The sequence below is a fragment of the Fictibacillus enclensis genome (assembly GCF_001457035.1).
In the GTDB taxonomy this organism is placed as follows: Bacteria; Bacillota; Bacilli; order Bacillales; family Fictibacillaceae; genus Fictibacillus_C; species Fictibacillus_C enclensis.
Window position 1 is genome coordinate 372,641 of sequence record NZ_KQ758618.1, and the last position, 17,178, is coordinate 389,818.

16 protein-coding genes are annotated in these 17,178 nt (G+C 44.5%); 10 read left to right on the forward strand and 6 right to left on the reverse strand.

Translation table 11 applies throughout. The features are described 5' to 3' along the window. Positions 1-115: 115 nt before the first annotated feature. The 9 genes from AS030_RS12265 (at position 116) to AS030_RS12300 (ending at position 8,144) form a co-directional block, all read left to right on the forward strand. Positions 116-709: a xanthine phosphoribosyltransferase gene (locus AS030_RS12265; RefSeq protein WP_061972133.1), complete on the forward strand. Its 594-nt coding sequence runs from the start codon at positions 116-118 to the stop codon at positions 707-709. Further along, complete coding sequence (locus tag AS030_RS12270) at positions 709-2,028, forward strand: nucleobase:cation symporter-2 family protein (protein ID WP_061972134.1); 1,320 nt, start codon at positions 709-711, stop codon at positions 2,026-2,028. The genes AS030_RS12265 and AS030_RS12270 overlap by 1 nt, the downstream gene beginning before the upstream one ends. 116 nt (positions 2,029-2,144) lie before the next feature. After that, complete coding sequence (locus tag AS030_RS23635; protein WP_156412573.1) at positions 2,145-2,282, forward strand: hypothetical protein; 138 nt, start codon at positions 2,145-2,147, stop codon at positions 2,280-2,282. Between the two features lie 251 nt (positions 2,283-2,533). Further along, entirely contained in the window at positions 2,534-3,310 is a 777-nt protein-coding gene (locus AS030_RS12275) for a hypothetical protein (RefSeq protein WP_061972135.1), read from the forward strand. A 408-nt stretch (positions 3,311-3,718) separates the two neighbouring features. Beyond that, a complete protein-coding gene (locus AS030_RS12280; RefSeq protein ID WP_061972136.1) occupies positions 3,719-4,831 on the forward strand; it encodes a GNAT family N-acetyltransferase in 1,113 nt (370 codons plus the stop codon). A gap of 24 nt (positions 4,832-4,855) precedes the next feature. Next, complete coding sequence (locus AS030_RS12285; protein ID WP_061972137.1) at positions 4,856-5,368, forward strand: PIG-L family deacetylase; 513 nt, start codon at positions 4,856-4,858, stop codon at positions 5,366-5,368. Positions 5,369-5,450: 82 nt separating this feature from the next. Then, a complete protein-coding gene (locus AS030_RS12290; RefSeq protein WP_061972138.1) occupies positions 5,451-6,533 on the forward strand; it encodes a copper resistance D family protein in 1,083 nt (360 codons plus the stop codon). 209 nt (positions 6,534-6,742) lie between these two features. Next, complete coding sequence (locus AS030_RS12295; protein WP_061972139.1) at positions 6,743-6,997, forward strand: YusU family protein; 255 nt, start codon at positions 6,743-6,745, stop codon at positions 6,995-6,997. Between the two features lie 229 nt (positions 6,998-7,226). Then, positions 7,227-8,144, forward strand: coding sequence for a proline dehydrogenase family protein (locus AS030_RS12300; RefSeq protein ID WP_061972140.1), 918 nt, complete (start codon positions 7,227-7,229; stop codon positions 8,142-8,144). Positions 8,145-8,183: 39 nt separating this feature from the next. Here the strand turns inward: AS030_RS12300 and AS030_RS12305 are convergent, their stop codons facing one another. From AS030_RS12305 to AS030_RS12330, 6 genes are all read right to left on the reverse strand, one after another. Next, positions 8,184-9,722, reverse strand: coding sequence for a hypothetical protein (locus AS030_RS12305; RefSeq protein ID WP_061972141.1), 1,539 nt, complete (start codon positions 9,720-9,722; stop codon positions 8,184-8,186). A gap of 85 nt (positions 9,723-9,807) precedes the next feature. Next, the gene (locus tag AS030_RS12310; RefSeq protein ID WP_061972142.1) at positions 9,808-10,590 is read right to left on the reverse strand and encodes a 3-hydroxybutyrate dehydrogenase; all 783 of its coding nucleotides are present in this window, start codon (positions 10,588-10,590) and stop codon (positions 9,808-9,810) included. A gap of 43 nt (positions 10,591-10,633) precedes the next feature. Beyond that, a complete protein-coding gene (locus tag AS030_RS12315; RefSeq protein ID WP_061972143.1) occupies positions 10,634-12,028 on the reverse strand; it encodes a GntP family permease in 1,395 nt (464 codons plus the stop codon). Between the two features lie 53 nt (positions 12,029-12,081). After that, positions 12,082-12,759, reverse strand: coding sequence for a CoA transferase subunit B (locus AS030_RS12320; protein WP_061972145.1), 678 nt, complete (start codon positions 12,757-12,759; stop codon positions 12,082-12,084). An 18-nt stretch (positions 12,760-12,777) separates the two neighbouring features. Next, positions 12,778-13,467 (reverse strand): CoA transferase subunit A, encoded by a 690-nt coding sequence (locus AS030_RS12325; protein WP_061972147.1) that lies wholly within the window; start codon positions 13,465-13,467, stop codon positions 12,778-12,780. A 225-nt stretch (positions 13,468-13,692) separates the two neighbouring features. Continuing rightward, entirely contained in the window at positions 13,693-14,574 is an 882-nt protein-coding gene (locus AS030_RS12330) for a chemotaxis protein (RefSeq protein WP_141687077.1), read from the reverse strand. Positions 14,575-14,770: 196 nt separating this feature from the next. On the opposite strand from AS030_RS12330, the gene AS030_RS12335 reads away from it, so the two are divergent. Continuing rightward, entirely contained in the window at positions 14,771-17,167 is a 2,397-nt protein-coding gene (locus AS030_RS12335; protein ID WP_061972152.1) for a 3-hydroxyacyl-CoA dehydrogenase/enoyl-CoA hydratase family protein, read from the forward strand. Positions 17,168-17,178 lie beyond the last annotated feature (11 nt).

Sequence of the window (17,178 nt, forward strand, 5' to 3'; positions counted from 1 at the left end):
ATGTTTCTCTTTCGGGGGATCTAAGATCTGGGAGAACGCTTCATTCGTAGAGAGGCGTTTTTCCGGGTCTTTTTTTCGTACTTTTATCAGTAAACCCTCGTAAAGGAGATATATTATGAACTTTCTTGAAGAAGTCATCTTAAAAGAAGGACAGGCATTATCGGAAAAGGTGCTTAAAGTGGATTCTTTCTTAAATCATCAGGTCGATCCTGAAGTCATGCGAAAAGTAGGGGAAGAATTGGCCCGGAGATTTAAAGATGCTGGAATCACCAAAATCCTTACCATTGAATCGTCGGGTATTGCTCCAGCTGTCATGGCAGGACTGGAACTTGGGGTAAATGTAATATTTGCCCGAAAACGAAAGTCATTGACGCAAAACGAGGATTTGCTGACGGCCAATGTCTATTCGTTTACAAAGGAAGAGAAAAATGAAATATCGGTTTCAAAGAAGTGGCTGACTGCCGGTGAAAACATACTGATCATTGATGATTTTCTGGCTCACGGAGAAGCAGCACTGGGGCTCGCCCATCTGGTGGAAGCGGCAGGTGCGAACGTCGCCGGGTTTGGAATTGTTATTGAAAAGTCGTTCCAGTCAGGAAGAGAGAAGCTTCTTAAAAAAGGCTACCGGGTGGAATCACTGGCAAGAGTAGCATCACTTTCAAATGGCTCCATCACCTTTACACGGCAGACAGAGGAGGCGCGTATCTGATGAAAATGACAAATGGAAAGTTGTTTTCACTGGGCATTCAACATGTTTTGGCGATGTATGCAGGTGCGGTGATCGTGCCTTTAATCGTGGGAGGAGCTTTGAAGCTTTCGACCGAACAGCTTGCCTATCTCGTTTCTATTGATTTATTAACGTGCGGTCTTGCAACCCTGCTGCAAGTATGGAATAACCGTTTTTTCGGAATCGGCCTTCCAGTGGTTCTTGGATGTACGTTTACAGCGGTAGGGCCAATGATTGCTATCGGCTCCCAGTATGGCATATCCGCTGTCTATGGCTCTATTTTGGTCGCAGGCATTGCCGTTGTATTATTAGCTGGTTTGTTCGGCAGAATTCTTAAACTTTTCCCGCCGATTGTAACCGGATCGGTTGTCACAATAATTGGGGTTACCCTCATCCCGGTTGCCATTCAGGATATGGCAGGGGGCCAGGGAAGCAAAGACTTCGGCTCACCGGAAAACCTGATGCTGTCGTTTGGCGTGTTGGCATTTATCATTATCGTTTACCGTTTGTTCACCGGTTTTATACGTGCTGTCTCCATTTTGCTCGGCTTGGTGGCAGGAACGCTGGCCGCTTCCTTTATGGGAAAAGTCGATTTCGGACCGGTAGCAGATGCCTCATGGTTCCATATGGTACAGCCATTCTATTTCGGAGCTCCAACCTTCCATGCAAGTGCCATCCTCACGATGGTTCTTGTGGCCATTGTCAGCATGATTGAGTCGACCGGAGTATTTATTGCCCTTGGAAAAATCTGCGGCAAGGATGTTACACCGAAGCAAATGACAAAGGGATACCGTGCGGAAGGATTGGCGATCATTCTTGGAGGTATTTTCAATGCCTTCCCTTATACGACCTATTCCCAGAACGTCGGGCTTGTGCAGCTTTCCGGCATCCGGACCAAAAATGTGATTTATACTGCCGGAGGAATGCTTGTCGTGCTTGGCCTTGTTCCAAAAGTGGCCACGCTGACGACATTAATCCCTACACCTGTTATGGGAGGCGCCACGGTCGCCATGTTTGGTATGGTCGTGGCTTCCGGCATCAAAATGTTGAGTGAAGTGGATTTTGGCAAACAGGAAAACCTGTTGATTATCGCTTGTTCTGTCGGGATCGGCCTTGGTGTGACGGTTGAGCCGGATTTGTTCGCAAAACTTCCGCAGGGCATACAGATTTTAACCGATAATGGCATCGTAGCAGGCAGCTTAACGGCTATTGTCTTAAACCTTGTTTTTAATACAGAGAGAAAAAAGGTAAATGCTAAACAGCGGAAGGAAGCAGCTGTCCAGGCTATTTCCGTTAAATAAACAATGGCCGGGCAGCAGAATGGATGCTGTCCGGCTTCCATTATAAAAAGGTTTTCATTTCAAAAAATCCGGGTATAAATGGATAGAGCAAGTCAGCAAGTAAAAGGAGGAAAAAAATGAAATACTGCAAAGACTGTTTAACTATTCTTCATCACGATCATGGAAGTGAAGGGTGCCCTGTTTGTGAAGGAACCAATACACAGGATATCGTAATAACCGTGTTAAGCAATGAACGAAATAAGCAAGGCGCATAAGACATATGATATGTCTTATTTTTTTTGCAATTGCATAACTTCTCCCATTTTACTGTAGGATTTTCAATGAAAGTGTATAATAAGTCATCCATTCATATTTCAAATAGGTAATGGAGGCATAAATTACATTTGCTCAAGGGATTTCCTTTTGTTTACAATACAGATATCGTCATATTTGCTCAAAACACATCGAAATGTTGTGAAGTTATCAGCGTAACACCGATGTATAGAAGTTGGGAGGAATGTTTTACATGAAACAAACAATGGATGACAAAATAAAAAACAGGAACAGCTGGTTTAAAATCCTTTTGATCAGCTTATTTTGCATGGTACTCATGTTTAAAGTGGCCACGGCCAAATTTACGTTTCATTTTTCGGATTTATTATCATTTATTCTGGCTGTATTTGCGATCGCCATTTCTGTACTGTATTACTCCAAGGTGAATGAGGTCATTCAACTGCTGGGAGGAAACACGGGCAGTATGTTTAACCGAAACAGGAAAAATGATGGAAACTCTGTAACAGATGCTTATGGGCCTGCGAAAAATGAAGCTGAACTGCAATTGGATCTGGAAGAACATAAAGACCAGCTGAAGCGGGTAAAAAAGGTGCAAAATGAAATCATTGACCGTCTGATGGCCAATCAGGATCTCCTTGAAGATGATAGACGCGATTATATCGGCTATCTTTTGCAAAAAGAAAAAGAGGCTGCGATGATCCAACTCGATATGGATAAGGTGCTCACTCAGCTTTCCCAGCAGGATGAATCATTAGATGATGAAGGATCTGCTGACGGCAAGGAAATCAACAGTGTGAATGATGTAGTGGCCGTTCTGGGGAAAGATGTAATCTTGAGCGCAACGTTTGACGAACTCAATCAAAAGGTTAAAGCCGTACAGCCGAAAATGAGCAGTACTGCTTCCGAAGCTCTTTTGGATACCGGACTGGTGGACCAACATTTCAACATCACACGTAAAGGGCTTAAAGAATTTCGCAGTACCGCCAAGAAAATGAAAAAAAGAGCATAATGCGGATTTTGAAGGGGCTGTCCTGAAAGTCAAAATTGACATTCAGGCAGCTCCTTTCTGCGTAAAAAGCTTCCATGAAAAGTTGATTGTAGTGGAAGGCGCGAGATCCTCGAAAATGAACACCACATTTTCTTCGTGCGATGTTTCGCTGCCGAAGCGTTCCTTGTCCTGTGGGACTAGCGTGACAGGTGAGACTAGGTAGGTGCTGGCACCGGTACCGCAGACGCTTGCGCCAAAAGGTAGGCGTTCACGCCGGTAAGGCTCACCGCACGCCCTGCGAAAGTAGGCGTCGCGTTCACGCCGGTAAAAGCGAGCAGCCTGGAACGAAAATCGACGGCTCCCGGACTTCGACAGCCCCTGTTTTTTTTCCTTTAGAAGGGGAATGGATGCAATAAAGGAGGGTGTGCTGTGGAATTTACTATTCGAACCGTAAATGATCATCAGGAGCTGGAGAATGCAATCAATCTTTTGGGAACGGTTTTCCCGGAAGAGCAGCTTTTTTTCCAGAATCGCCTCGAAAAGGAACCAGCCTACTCATTCAAAACCACATGGATTGCCGAGAAGGAGGGGGATATGGCCTCTGTCGTTCAAATCTTCCCTTTTTCCATCTGGGTGTCCGGAGTTGAGGTGAAAACAGCCGGCATAGGGAACGTCGCCACCCATCCGGACTACCGCGGGCATCGGCTGACCCACCGGATTTTGGAGGAAATTGAACAAAAGCTGTTGGAACAGCAATATGGTTTGTCCAACTTATTCACCGGTATTCCGGGCTTTTATGAAAAGGCAGGATGGCAGACGGTAAATCAGACCATTCCCATTATAAAAGCCGGTCACATGAAACAAGTATGGGACGTTGCGTTTCCTGGCGGTAAGCTGGACATTCAAACGGTAACCGGAAATGATTTGGAATCCATCCGTGCCATTTACGAAGCAGTTTCAACTACCCTGAATGGCCCACGAATCCGGTCTGAAGAGTATTGGAAGAAACAAATAGAAAACGAGAACGAGAACGATTATTTTCAAAAGGCAGTAAGGGACGATATAGTGTTGTCGTATATTCGTGCTGAAAAAAAGAGTGACGTCCTTACGATCCATGAACTTTGCAGTCTGGACGGAGAAAAAGAAAGCATGGTTCCGTTAGTTCTTTCCCTGCTCGATCCCCAAATCAAAACGGTAAGGTGCCTGCTTCCCATGAACCATTTTATCTTGAAAGATGTACCTTATGATATAGAAGAAAATAGAGAAGGCATGTGGAAGATCATCGATCAGGATGAAGTGCTGCAGCAATTTCAATCCGTTTTTGAGAAGCGGGGCCGTCATCTTGGTATGGATCATCTGCAATTATCATTTCTTGAGGATTCCTGGCTTTTCAGCTGGGAGAACGGCAATACAGAGTTAAAGCAATCCGAGTTTCTTCACTATCTTATGAGGGGAGCGGATGAGATCCCTGATCGGCATTCAATCATTAAGGAGCTGTTTCCTGAGTCATCGTATATTTTTTGGTCCAAAGACCGGTTTTAAATCGTACAAGGAGGAAGAATCACAATGAAAGAACCCAATAAACTAATGGTCGTAGCACACCCGGATGATGAGATTTTTTTCGGGGGAGATGAACTGATCCAGGAAAAGGGCTGGAAAGTGATTTGTATTTCGGACCGAAATGATGCTACCCGCAAGAAGGAATTTGAAACCGTCATGAAAGAGGTTGGAGCAGAACATGAGATCTGGAACTATCGGGATGCCTGGACCGAACACGTGAATCGCCATGAACTTGAAACCGATTTACGCCGGGTTCTGGCAGAGAGGGAATATAAGAAAATTGTCACCCACAACCTGAAAGGCGAATATGGCCATCCCGAGCACAAAGCTCTGTCAGAAATAATGGATAATATGGTTGATAAAAATCTTTATATGTTTGATTTTACGATTAAGAAACTGCTGTTCTTCGATATACTCAAACGCAAGCTTGAAATTCTGGAATTGTATAAAAGTCAAAAACCTGCCGTGATTGAACTGCTTGATCTCATTGCCATTGCTCGGACCGTAAAAGTCAAATAAATGTGAACAGAGTAGTTTCCCCGGTGATTTTATGGTAAGTTACTAACGATACATAAAAACTCACAGGGGGACTTTTTTATATATGCTGTTTGTGGCAAAGGCTGTTTTATATCTTGTTTTTTCTCTTTTTATCGGTACTTTTATTCTCTATTCCCTATCTGATAAACGGCGTCCCTCCATTCATGTTTCAAAGAAAGGGCTCTTGTTGTGGATTGCCCTCATCCCTGTGACGGCATTTTCTCAAGTGCTCGAACTGGCATTAAGTCTTGGGAAGGATTTTGGTTTCTGGCCAACCCTTAATGATATCTTATTTACCTTTGACATCGGCAAAGGGTGGTTTTTTATTCTTGCATTATCATTGCTTTTATTTGTGATGGTTTACTTTAACGATGTTTCGAAGGACCGTTTTTTGTCCAGGCTTTCTTTAGGCATAGGCGTCGTCCTCACCATCGCAATTGGATATACAAGTCATGCGGCTTCACTAAATCAATGGGGCGGGCTTTTTGCACATGCCCTTCACTTTCTTTCCGTTACAGGCTGGACGGGAACGCTGCTGATTGTCAGCTGGTTTTCAAAGGACAGGGAAAAGCTGCCTGCCTTTTTTAAATGGTTTACTCCATTTGCCTTCATTTGCCTTCTTGCAACCATTGGAGGGGGAATTTGGCTGATGGGCTATATTGTTCCTGAATATTTCAACTCATGGATGATCAATTATGGACAGGCTCTTCTGATCAAGCATGTACTGTTGATCGTTGTGGTCTTTTACGCAGGAATCAACACCATCTGGGTACGGAAAAACCTGGCCGACACGTCTTTTGTTCCGTACAAATGGATGAGACTTGAAGGTATGATTCTCCTTATTATTTTTGCGGTAACCGGCTTTATGACCCAGCAGGAGCCACCACATGATGTTTCGCAGACACTGGCCTTTCAAAAGCCATCCAAACTGTTCACTGCCTTTGTTGACGGAAAGGTAAAAATCAACTCTACTGTAGAAATCGCTCCGACTTTGATCGGCGCGGGATTTTTGGTGGCAGGTCTGCTGCTGCTTGCCGTCAGTTATTTTACGATCCGACTGAACGTTTCAATGTTGGTGGTTTTCCTGCTATCTTTGGGCGCTGCTCTTTCGTTTTATCTCGCCGTCATGTTCTCGGCTTTCATATAAGAAAAAGCAGGTTGGTACCTTTGTTGCTCTGAATGTGGTTGATTTCCTCACTGGTCAATGAAGCTTATTAAAATAAAGGTTCCAAAGGCTATATTTTAACAAGGATAAAAAATAAAAAGGGTTCCAACAGGGATCCTTTTTTTGTTTGCCCGCTGCCTTTCTTTTTGGGAATACCCTTGTTACAATGGCGGAAACAGGAGGGATCAGCGATGGAACAGCAGCTTCGGGAACAGTTTGATGGTCTGTTGGAGAAATACACGGAATTGCTTCTTGGGGAAAGTGATGATGACAAAAAAGAAAAGGTGAAGATGTGGGCTTTGTATTCCTATATATCGAAAACGATGCCTGCCTTGGCAAAACATTGGAATGAGGAGTATCCGGAAGGAAAACAAGGCATAAAAGAAGTAGTATCCGAGATTAAGCAGCTGAATGAAAAACACCGCAGGAATAGCGGGAAATCTTAATTTTTTGCCGATGACATAGAGGAGCTTCTCCTTTTTCTTTCATATACTGATATAAGGAAAAAACAATACCCAAGCAGGTTTTTCAACAAAAAATGTCGAAATTTTTCAAAAAAGACAATATAGGAAAAACTAATGATATGATTAAAGCGCATACATCATTGAAAGTTCAGTAAACTTCGGTGCCTGGCACCATGAAAGAGAGAGACTGAATCTATAGGGGGAATTAACGATGGAACAGGCGATGAGAGATTTCTTTCTGTTTCTAGCAAAAAACAAAACGATGACAAAACTGGCAAAAAGGTACGGCCTGAAATTCGGGGCGAGCCGTTTTGTCGCCGGAGCTTCACTGGACAGCTCAATCTCGGCCATCAAAAAATTGAATGAAAAAGGAATGCCTGTCACGATTGACCATCTCGGTGAGTTTGTTGACAACGAACTGGAAGCAAAAGAAATGACAGAGCATTGTATTGATGCCATCAAAGCCATTTCAAAGGAAAATGTAAATTCCCAGTTATCCTTAAAGCTCACTTCCATGGGACTGGACATCAGTGATGACCTGGTGATGGCCAACATGAGAAAAATCATGGAAGCCGCCGAAAAATACAATGTATTTGTGACCATTGATATGGAAGATTACAGCCGGTGTGAAAAGACACTGGAGATCTTTAAAAGGCTAAAAAGGGAATTTGATAATATATCAACAGTGATCCAGGCGTATCTTTACCGGTCGCTGGATGACGTTAAAAATCTGAATGAGTATCATCCCAATCTCCGGCTCGTGAAAGGCGCCTATAAAGAATCACAGGAAGTTGCTTTTCCTGAAAAATCAGATGTGGATGAAAACTATAAGAAGCTGATCGAAACTCATTTGCTGAATGGCAATTATACAGCCATTGCCACTCACGATGATGAAATTATCAATTATACGAAAGACCTGGTTAAAAAACATTCCATCCCGTATGACCAGTTTGAATTCCAAATGTTGTTCGGTATAAAAGTAGAGCGGCAGGAGCAGCTGATGCAGGAAGGATATAAAATGCGCATCTATGTACCTTACGGAAACGACTGGTACGGTTATTTCATGCGCCGCCTGGCCGAACGCCCGGCAAACGTCATGTTTGTCGTTAAAGGTGTATTTGGAAAGTAAAAAAAGGATGCCCATGCGGGTATCCTTTTTTATTTAACTTTAATTTCCGGCCGTCGTAAACGGATCATGCTCTTCACCTGTCTTTAAGTCAATCACTTTCGTATTATCTTTCGGGACAGGAACGGTTTTGCTTTTTGGCGCTTTCTTGTGATTCTCCACCCAATCCACGAGCAGGTCAAAGGATTGATACACATACGGAAGCAAAGGCTGCATTTCTTTATGAGGATCCGTGACCGCATTCCATACCAAACTGTCCACATGGTTTCCTTTCTCGATGGTGTACAGGCGGTGGAGATTGCCGCGCCCGTTTTTCTTGATCAGCTTGTCATAGGGATCCGCATGAACGGAAGGGAAAATCAATGAATCCCAGGAGCCTGTCAGGCTGATCAACGGAACATCGATTCTGCCAGTATTCTGGATGGCTTCTACATTCCTTTTTACAGAAGCAGGGCGGGTGTTGTAGTCATAGTTTTGAAAAATAGAGTCATAGGTCCGGTCCCTGACACCGTTGGTAAAATTCAAGTAATTTTGCCATGGAATCCGGTTTGGTGCATTAGGATCGAGCTCGTCCCTGTATATATTTAATGTAACAAACCAGTAGACCTGATCATGGTAGGACCAAAGCTTTTCAGAACCCTTCGGAAGCCCGGCTTTATACAGTTCTTTTCTTGCCTCTGCCTGCTCGGAGGGTGTTCCGTACAATGCCCTTTCAGCTGAATTTACCACAGGGGTGAGAGATGTAATTAAATTCGGTTCATGCGCTCTCCATAAAACGCCTTCCCAATCAATTCCGCCATCAAATAAAGATGGCCTGCCGGATTTTTTCATGCCGTCATGTTCGAGTGCATAGCGGACCACATAACCGCCATTGGAAATACCAACGGCATAGGTAGGGACGCGGTGTTTTTTTGTAACGAGTTTGCTCGCCGGATTGTCCTTATCACTTTTCTTGATCAGCTGGTGAGGATAATTCTTTTCAAGATAGTGCTGGGCAGCAATCGTTATCTGCCTGAATCGCTGATGCCATTCCGAGATGCTGTCTTCCTCACTGGCAAGCGCATTCTTCACTTTTGCAAAAGGGTCGTCAGGATCGGATGTTCCTTGTGTACCTTTATCGATGGCTGCAAAAGCATAGCCTTTCGAAAGCATATAATCACTGAACAGAAGATCGGTTGAGGTTTCATTTCTGGTTGCCGGGATGCCTGCCACCACAAGCTTTCCGTTCCAGTCATGGGGCACCCTGATTACAAACTGTGCATCCTCGAATGCGCCATTTACTTGTGTTCCTGTAATTTCAGCAGGCTGATACAGTTTATTCCAGCCAGTGCCTTTCGCTTTATCTCCCCAATTGTAGGGAGCAAGGCCCAGGTTTCCATAAACGGTAGCGGCTTCATATTGTTTTGGATTTTTGGTCGTCAGCCAGTTACCATCTTTTCCATCATATATTGTTTCTCTAACATCATGTGCGCCTTTAAATTCGGGATAGGGGGAGTCTTTCTTGTCGGCATGTGCGGTTTGCATGCTGGAGAAGATCAACAGTGAAGCGGCCGCGATGATTCCAAAACATTTTCTTTTCATAAATGATTCCTCCATATAAACAAAGAAGAGCCCGGGTAAATTTAAGCGGACTCTTCTCGTTGTTATTTTGTTCGAACTCACGTATTTATTGAGCTGTATAACCGCCGTCGATTACGACGGCCTGCCCGGTCACTCCAGCGGCTTTATCGCTTGCCAAAAAGATGGCATAATCCGAGATTTCTTTAACCGTAAGCAATCGTCTTTGCGGAACTAATGGATAGATGACATCTTCAAGTACTTTTTCAAGCTCCACGTTGCGCGTGCGGGCCAGATCTGACAGCTGGTTCCGTACAAGCGGAGTGTCGACATAACCGGGGCAGATCGCATTGACGGTAATGCCATGTTCAGCCCCTTCAAGTGCTGCTACTTTAGTTAAGCCGATGACACCGTGCTTGGCGCTGTTATAAGCGGCTTTACCGGCGAATCCAACGAGTCCGTTGATAGATGCCATATTAAGGATACGTCCAAAGCCCTGCTTTTTCATAATGGGAAAAGCATGTTTTGTAGCCATGAACGGAGCAGTGAGCATCACCTTGATCAGAAGCTCAAACTTCTCTGTCGGGAATTCTTCCAATGGTGACACATGCTGTAGGCCAGCATTGTTGATGACCACGTCCAGCCTGCCAAACTCACTGACGGTGTCATCCATGGCTTGCTTTAAGGCGTCTTCGTTACTAACATCACATGCAGTGCCAATGGCTTTGAAGCCTTGTTCTTTAAGGGAGGCAGCCGCACGTTCAGCCTTTTCAGCGTTCAGGTCGCAAATGGCCACTCTTGCTCCTTCTTTCGCAAAATCAGTGGCCATTTCCAGTCCGATCCCGCTTGCGGCGCCTGTGATGAATGCAACTTTATTTTCAAGTAATGCCATTTCTGATTCTCCTTTTGGTGTATGACTATTTCTCTCTCTATTCCTAAACAATTCCAAACAGGTAATAGAGACCGATAACAAAAAAGACGGCAATGGTTTTTATGATCGTCATGGCGAATATGTCAAAGTATGATTGTTTATGTGTTAAACCTGTAACAGCAAGAAGGGTAATGACCGCTCCATTATGAGGAAGGGTATCCATTCCTCCGCTCGCCATGGATGCGACCCGGTGAAGTACTTCTGGATCAATGCCGAGCTTATCTGCCTGTTCCACATATTTATCACCCATGGTCGCTAAAGCAATACTTAAGCCCCCTGATGCAGAACCGGTAATACCAGCAAGGGCGGTTGTTGTCACTGCTTCGTTTACGAGGGGATCCTGGATGGTGTCTGCCATACCTTTATTTACAGAGGCAAAGCCAGGCAGTGCAGCGATGACACCCCCAAATCCGTATTCGGAAGCCGTGTTCAGGGTTGCGAGCAAAGCCCCGCCGATGGAGACGTTGATTCCGGCATTGAAATTTGTTTTGACCTGCTTGAAGGCAAAAATAAGAACGGTTACAATTCCGATGACAAGGGCACCTTCCACCGCCCAAACTGCTGCGAGTTTAGGGATTTCAACAGGCGGAACATCCTTCATTCCGACCTTCGAAAAATCAAAAACGGTTCCGTAATATTTAGGAATCATAGAGGTGAATACTTTATTGAAGATTCCTACAAGAAGGAGCGGCAATATGGCAATAAATGCATTGGGGAGGTTCTCATCAGGAATCTGATCCGGCTCATTGATGTGGCCGGTTCCATAGCCCTCTCCTGCTTTTGCGGCCTTCCTTCTTCTCCATTCCAGATACGCCATCCCTACTGCAAGAACAAAAAGTCCGCCAATCAATCCAAGCCATGGTGCAGCCCATGTATCGGTTTTGAAAAAGGTGGTGGGAATGATGTTTTGAATCTGCGGAGTACCGGGAAAAGCATCCATCGTAAATGTAAACGCCCCAAGAGCAATGGTTCCTGGTATTAAGCGTTTCGGGATGTCTGCCATTTTGAACAGTTCAGAAGCAAAAGGATAAAGAGCAAACGCTACCACAAATAGTGAAACCCCGCCATAAGTCAGGATGGCACCAACCAGAACGATGGCGAGCATGGCCCGGCTTGGCCCAATCAGTTTAATAACAGCTCTTGTAATGGATTTGGCAAAGCCGGACATTTCGATCACTTTTCCGAAAATTGCACCCAGCAAGAATACCGGGAAATACAGTTTAATGAACCCCACCATTTTTTCCATAAATACACCCGAGAAAAACGGAAGAACATGGCCCGGGTCGGTCAACAATACGGCAAACAGGGCCGCGATTGGCGCAAACAGGATAACGCTAAAGCCGCGGTAGGCGACAAACATAAGAAAAAACAGCGCCAGTAAAATAATAATAATATCCACTACAAAAACCCCCTATACTTTTCATGCCAAGATTTCTTTTTTTTAAAACAGCTTTAATAAGCATCCATTTTAACGTGCTCTGAAATGATGAGAGACGGGTCGGTGCATTCTTTGATGTCCTCAATACTGTAGCCTGTGGCTACTTCTGCAAGCAATAGTCCGTCTTCAGTCACATCAATGACGGCACGTTCAGTAATAATACGGTTGACAACGCCCTTGCCGGTGAGGGGCAGGGTACATTCCTTTAAGATTTTGCTTGTACCGTCCTTGCTGACATGATCCATAATGACGATGATTTGTTTGGCACCATGAACAAGGTCCATCGCACCGCCCATTCCTTTGATCATTTTTCCTGGAATCATCCAGTTGGCAAGATCGCCTTTCTCTGACACCTCCATACCGCCAAGGATGGCGATATCGATGTGTCCCCCTCGAATCATGCCAAAGGATTCCGCACTGTCGAAATAGGAAGCACCTTCTATGGCAGTGATTGTTTCTTTCCCGGCATTAATTAAGTCAGGATCAACGTCCTTCTCAGCAGGATAGGGGCCAATCCCAAGAAGCCCGTTCTCAGACTGTAGGACGACGCTTTTGTTGGCTGAAATGTGATTTGCAACCATGGTGGGCATTCCGATTCCCAAATTGACATAGAAACCGCTTTCAATTTCCTGCTCGGCTCTTTTGGCAATCTTTTCTCTTATCGCTTTTTTGTCTAGCATTTTCGTGCTCATATGCTCTCCTCCAATCTTCTAGTTTGCTACAGTCAGCTTTTCAATTCTTTTTTCCTGTATCCCAACGATTAGTGACTGAACATATATGCCAGGAGTATGGATCTCGTCGGCACCCAAGCTTCCTGTTTCACATAGCTCTTCAACTTCCACAATCGTAACTTTTCCGGCTGCAGCCATCATGGGATTGAAATTTCGGGCAGTTTTGTGATAAACCAAATTCCCCATGTTGTCTGCTTTCGCGGCACGGATCAAACTGAAGTCGGCTTGAAGCCCTGTCTCCAGCATGTATTCTTTTTCATTAAATGTACGGATTTCCCTTCCCTCAGCAAGAGGCGTACCTACTCCAGCAGGTGTATAAAAAGCCGGAATGCCTGCGCCGCCCGCCCGAATTCTCTCGGCCAATGTTCCCTGGGGGATGAGTTCCACTTCAATCTCTCCAGCCAGCACCTGGCGTTCAAACTCTTTGTTCTCTCCCACATAGGAACCAATCATTTTCTTGATCTGCTTGTTTTTCAGCAGCAGGCCGAGCCCCCAGTCATCTACTCCGCAGTTATTTGAAATGATAGTCAAATCTCTGGTTCCTGCTTCAACAAGAGCAAGAATCAAATTTTCCGGAATGCCGACCAGTCCAAAACCACCCACCATTAGAATGGATCCGTCTGGTATTACTTTAACGGCTTCTTGAAACGAAGATAATACAGGCTTCATGTGATGTTCACTCCTTTTTCAGACTCGTTCAGTAGTCTTGCAAGTTTCATGCCAAGACTAATCCAACCTGTAGAATAAAGAGTTGAACGATTTGTGAACAATTTTAGGTTGCCAAATTTTCCGGTAATCCGGAAATGTTTGGTCTTCTTTTTTGAAAAAACAGAGTCTTATTATGATAGGAACTCATTCCGGAAAAGCGGAAAGTGTTCCGGTTTCTCGGAAAAACTATGAAATACCGTTCACCTTTTTCCATTGCTCGGAGAGAGACAGCGCAATTTCTTTAATGATTTTGTCAGTCTTGAAATAAAAAATATGGGAGAAGGGGGACCAGGATGTAAAAATATTTCCACTGCTAACCTCAATATCTTTTTTCACCGACCGGTTGTACACTTCATTTAATGATTTCAAGGGGAAAGCAATTACATCATCCTGGTCATAATAGTTGATCCATTCCCCACTTAAATAGGGAAAGTGTTTTTTGAGTTGAGGAGAAGGGACTTCAATCGGTTTGTCAAAGTCGTTATACCGGAGGGTCCATAAAGGCATAGGAGTTCCGAGAGTATAAAAATTGGCAAGGGTTTCTCCATTTTCTAGAGGATTATCCGATTTTAATTGCTTAATGGCATCGGGAATCTTTTCTTGAAGATATTGCAGGTCATAAAAATAGTTGCTGGCAATCACCGTGCCGAGGCTGTGGGAAACAACGGTAAGAGGGGACAGATCACCTGTCTTCTCCCGAAGCTTGTGCATCCCTGAGGCCACCGCTTCATGCACTCTTTCATAATTTGGATTCAGATGTGGAAATGAAACGGGCGATGGCTGGTAAGCTATGGCATCACCGAAAAAACGGATAACAAACTGACGGAGGAAGGAATAGTTCAACGTTTTTTGTTTATTGACCTTTGCCCATAATTCGTCCTCCCGTTCATTAAAAACGCTACCCCAATAAATGGGCACCATCTCCACCTGTGAACCAGGGGCAGGGTGTAAGGAGGCAATATTTTTTGCAAAGTGGCTGCGGAGTGCTTTCATAAAGTCGTCGGCATAGGTTTCATCTTGGTTGCCGATCCCATGCAAAATGAGAATACCAAGTTTAATAGACATCATGCCACTTCCTTTCAATAGAGGAACCTTTTTACCATTTAACTATGACAAAAAGCTTTAAAAAAAGAAAGAAAATTCTATGTTGTCAAAATAATTGAAATGACTTATGATGAGTGTAGAACTAAATTTAAAAAGTAGTCATTTATTTTTGGGCTAAAAATGAATGAGTGTTCATTCAATAGCTGAAGGAGGAAATAAGATGGCCATAACCATTCAAAAGGCTGCTGTATTAGGGTCTGGTGTGATGGGTGCAGGAATAGCAGCACACCTTGCAAATGTGGGAATTCCTACATTGCTTCTGGATATGGTGCCGAGGGAATTGTCAGATGCCGAAAAATCCAAGGGATTGACAGAAGAAAGTCCTCAGTACCGAAACAGGCTCACACTGCAGGCAAAGGAACGCATGCTGAAACAAAAACCGGCACCCCTGGCAGTAAAAGAAAATCTGGATTTAATTTCAGTCGGGAACTTTACAGATGATTTATCCAAACTGAATGATGTGGACTGGATTATTGAAGTAGTTGTTGAACGCCTGGATGTGAAACGCCAGATATTTGAGCAGGTGGAGCAGTTCAGGAAAAAAGGGTCCATCATCAGCTCGAATACATCGGGAATCTCCATTGATGCAATGGCAATGGATCGGTCGGATGATTTTAAAAAGCATTTCCTGGGAACCCATTTCTTTAATCCGCCAAGATACTTAAAATTGTTGGAAATCATTCCAACGGAAGATACCAGCCCCGAAGTAGTATCCTTTATGAAGGAATTTGGGGAAAACATACTCGGCAAAGGTGTTGTTGTCGCTAAAGACACACCGAACTTTATTGCCAACCGGATTGGGACGTACGGTCTGATGGTCACTGTGCAGGAAATGATGAAACAGGGGTACAGTGTTGGGGAAATCGATTCCGTCACGGGACCGCTCATTGGCCGTCCGAAAAGTGCTACATTCCGGACACTCGATGTAGTTGGACTGGATACCTTCCTTCATGTGGCAAGAAACGTGTATGACCAGGTGGAGGGCAAAGAAAAGGAAGTGTTTGATGTTCCGCCGTTTTTAAATGAGATGGTGGAAAAGGGCTGGATGGGAAGCAAATCCGGTCAGGGCTTTTATCTGAAACAGAAGAGCAAACAGGGAGGAGAAATCCTTGAGCTTGATCCTTCAACGCTGGAATACAAGCCACGGCAAAAGCTGAAAACGCCAACCACAGAACAAGCTAAACAGTTAAAGACAACAGAGCAAAAAGTGAAAGCGCTTTTATACAGTAAAGACCGGGCAGGTGAAATGCTGTGGTCTATCGTCAAGCCAGTATTGATCTACTCGGCAGAAAAAGCCTACGAAATTGCAGATGATATTGTAGCCATTGATAATGCCATGAAATGGGGATTCGGATGGGAGCATGGGCCATTTGAAATCTGGGATGCCATTGGTGTCAGTGAATCGGTTAAACGGATGGAAGAAGAAGGCGAAACCGTTCCGGCCTGGATTCATGAGATGGTGGAAGGTGGAAATAACTCGTTTTATCAGACTGAGAATGGCGGGGTTTCGTTCTATCATAAAGGTGACTACAAAAAAGTCAATGAAAATCCAAAAACCGTTCATCTGTCACTGCTTAAAAATAAAGGCGGCCTTATCACGAAGAATACTGGCGCCAGCCTGATTGATATGGGCGATGGTGTTGCCTGCCTTGAATTCACATCACCAAACAATGCCATTGGGCCGGACATCATTATGATGATCCATAAAGCACTGGAAGAAGTAGAACGAAATTACGAAGGTTTGGTCATTGGAAACCAGGGCAAGAACTTTTGTGTCGGTGCCAACTTGATGCTGATCCTGATGGAAGCACAGGATGATAACTTTTTTGAACTCGATATGATGGTCCGCCAGTTCCAGAATACGATGAACATGGTTCGATACAGTAAAAAACCAGTGGTTACAGCAAACTTTGGCATGAGTCTTGGTGGCGGAGCAGAAATTTCCATGCCTGCAGCCGAAATGCAAATGTCCGCTGAAACGTATATGGGTCTCGTGGAAGTCGGCGTCGGACTGATACCTGGCGGAGGCGGAAACAAAGAGCTTCTTCGCCGCCAAGTGGAACGCCTGCCTAAAGGTGCAAAGCTGGATCTGCAGGGAGTCGTCAATCAAGTATTTGAAACCATCGCCATGGCCAAAGTGTCCACTTCTGCACAAGAAGCTGCAAAACTTGGTTACCTGCGTCCTCAAGACGGTATTTCTGTAAATGGGGATCACCTGTTATATGATGCCAAGCAGCGTGTGCTGTCTCTGGCAAAACAGGGCTATCAGCCGCCAAAGCGCTCAAAGATTCCGGTGGTCGGCGAAGCGGGTTTTGCAACCCTTTGTCTTGGCGCAGAAACAATGCGTTTCGGGGGATATGTATCGGATCATGATTTGAAAATCGCGAAAAAGCTTGCTTTTGTGCTTGCAGGAGGAAGAGTTCCTGAAGGGACATTGGTTGATGAACAATATTTACTGGATCTTGAACGGGAGGCCTTCCTGAGTCTTGCCGGAGAACCAAAATCACAGGCAAGAATGCAGCACATGCTGACAAAAGGAAAACCGCTTCGCAACTAAAAGGAGGGGAA